The following is a 2,643-nucleotide window of genomic DNA, read 5'->3' on the forward strand; positions in this document are numbered from 1 at the left end:
TGCTAGCGGACACGCCGTTCTCCAGTTGAGCGGCCAGATTTCTCCCGGCTGGTGGCCATCAAAATTCCTGGTGTGGTCACCGGAAATCCCGGTGAGTGGCCAGGTCGATCTCCCGGTGGATGGTCAGGTCAGCGGGATCACCCCGCGTCCGGACAGGGCCTCGGCCAGGCGGTGGGAGTCGCCGCTGGTCTCCACCAGGTGGGCGTGATGCATCAGCCGGTCGACGGTCGCGGTGGCGAGCGTCTTGGGCATGATGGTGTCGAAGCCTGATGGGTGGATGTTGCTGGTGACCGCGACCGAGCGGCGCTCGTAGGCGGCGTCGACGACACGGTAGAACGCCTCGGAGGTCTCGTGGCTGACGGGCAGGAGCCCGATGTCGTCGATGACGATGACGTCGCTGCGGCAGATGCGGCCGATGGCGCGAGAGACCGAACCGTCGATCTTGGCTCGGCCGACGGTGGCGCTGAGGGACTCCAGGGTGAACCAGGCCACCCGCAGATCCTTCTCGATCGCCAGATGCGACAGTGCTTCGGCGAAGTGGGACTTGCCAGTACCGGATGGTCCGGCGATCACCAGATTCTCGGTGCGGTTGACCCATTCCAGCGTCATCAACGCGTTCTGGGTGGCCTGGCTGATCGTGGAGTCCTCGCCTCGCCAGGAGGAGAAGGTCTTTCCGGAGGGGAAGCCGGCGCTCTTTCGCCGGTTGCGGCGGGTGGCTGAGTCACGGCCGACGACTTCCTCGTGAAGCAGGACACGGACGACTTCGGCAGGGTCCCAGCGTTGCGCGCGGGCGGTCGCCAGCACCTCGGGTGCCGCTTTGCGGGCGTAAGGGAAACGCATCCGGCGAAAGAGGGTCTCCAGTTCGGCCGGGATCGGTGGTGCCGCGGGCAGGGTGACGCTCACGAATGATCTCCTTTGACGGTGTTACCGAAGGCGGCCCAACAGGCGGTGCCGGGCTGGGCCGAGTGAGCCTCGTCGATGCGGGTGCCGGAGCCGGTGCGCTCATGCAATGCCAGGTGGTCACAGATCGAGGCCAGGTCGGCTTCGGCGAAACGGCCGTTGATCGCGGCCAGGCCGAGCGCCTCATCCACCCGCGCCGCGCCCAGCAACCTGGCCAGCTCCACCGCGCGGGCCATCTTGACGCGGATCCGCACCACCCCAGTGGCGGCGGCCTCGATCAGCCACGCCTGCGCACCCGGCCCGATCGCCAGGAACGCTTGCTCAGCCTTGGTCTGCGGGCGAGGCCGGGGCGCTTTAGGGCCGTTCCCGCCGTCATGCTCGGGATAGTGGGCATCGACGATCTGCGGCCGGCCCGGAACCGACAACCGATGCCGCCACAGTTCCCTCAGAGACCGTGGACCGTGCTCGCTGTGGCGGGAGCGACCGACGATGACCAGCTCCTCGCCGTGGACCCGGCACCAGACCGTGTGTCCTTCGTGGCCGGGTGGCACCGAGTAGCGCACATCGCCCCAGCGGACGGTCCGGTCATCACCGACCAGGCGCTCGGTCCCCAGCGCGAGCACGTAGGGATCGGCAGGCAGCACGTGCAGACGAGCGCGTTCCTCGGCCAGCATCTCGATCGGCGGCCGGTGCGTCTGGCGATGGCGGCGGCCGTTGATGTGCCCGCTCCAGGCGGCGCATGCCTGCTCCAGCTCGGCGAAACTGGCGTAGGCGGCGCGGAGGTTGGCGTTGGTGGGCACCAGATCCGCCTTGGCGATCTTCACCGTCGCCTCCACCCCGCCCTTGGACTCGGGATCGAACGGCTCACAGGTGCACACCACGCAGCCGTAATGCCGCCCCAGCTCGACCATCTGCGGATGCCGCACCGCAACGCGGGCGATGTGCTCGATCGTGACCGTCTTGGGGTTGTCGGTCAGCAGATACGTCGGCGCCCCGCCCAGAGCCCGCAGCGCCGCATCCAGGCACGAGGTCAACGTGGCCAGCGTCTGATCCCACGCCGGGATCACCACCCGGAACCGCGACCAGGCCAGCCAGGCACAAAACAGCTGAGTGCGGCGCCCGGCGATCCGCGGCCCCTCGCCCCAGTCCCACTGCAGCCACATCCCCGGCTCAGGCACCCACGGCCGGTAGACGCGCCGCCGTCCGGCCTTCCATGCCGTCTTGACCTCGGCGACCGCTCGCCGCGTGGTCCGCTCAGACCCGGAGAATCCCATCGCCACCAGGTCTTTGTGCACCACGTCCGCGCGAATCTTCCCCTTCGACCGGTCGACCTTCTCCTCGATCTTCGCCAGGAACGCGTCGATCGCTTTATGCCGCGGCCTCGGCTGGTGCGGGTTGCCGCCCGCCGCCCGGATCGCGACATACCGGCGCACCGTCTTGGGGTCACACCCCGCCAGCTGTGCCGCCGACCAGGCGCACCCGGTCAAGTCGTAAGCCTCGTAGATCTCCATCAGCTCCATGCCAGACTTCGTCACGGGCCCCCTCCGCGGGTCTTGGGTGCAAGGTCTCGACAACCCGCAACCCAAGCCCCCGCGGAGGGGGACCCGCGTGTGACACACGGACAGGATCAGGAGATCAACCTGGCCATTGACCAGGACTTTTGATGGCCGCCGACCAGGAACCGCTGTCCGTCAGCCTCGACTTTTCTGTCCGCTGATCAAGAGTTCCACGTGACCGCTCTCA

At 68.0% G+C, this 2,643-nt stretch carries 2 protein-coding genes; both read right to left on the reverse strand.

Translation table 11 applies throughout. The features are described from left to right. Positions 1-123 precede the first annotated feature (123 nt). Positions 124-903: an IS21-like element helper ATPase IstB gene (gene istB / locus DQ384_RS40145; RefSeq protein WP_245967104.1), complete on the reverse strand. Its 780-nt coding sequence runs from the start codon at positions 901-903 to the stop codon at positions 124-126. Continuing rightward, positions 900-2,420, reverse strand: coding sequence for an IS21 family transposase (istA, locus tag DQ384_RS40150; protein ID WP_220183404.1), 1,521 nt, complete (start codon positions 2,418-2,420; stop codon positions 900-902). The genes istB and istA overlap by 4 nt, the downstream gene beginning before the upstream one ends. Positions 2,421-2,643: the final 223 nt, after the last annotated feature.

Origin of the sequence: Sphaerisporangium album, assembly GCF_003323745.1 — a bacterium.
GTDB classification, from domain to species: Bacteria; Actinomycetota; Actinomycetes; order Streptosporangiales; family Streptosporangiaceae; genus Sphaerisporangium; species Sphaerisporangium album.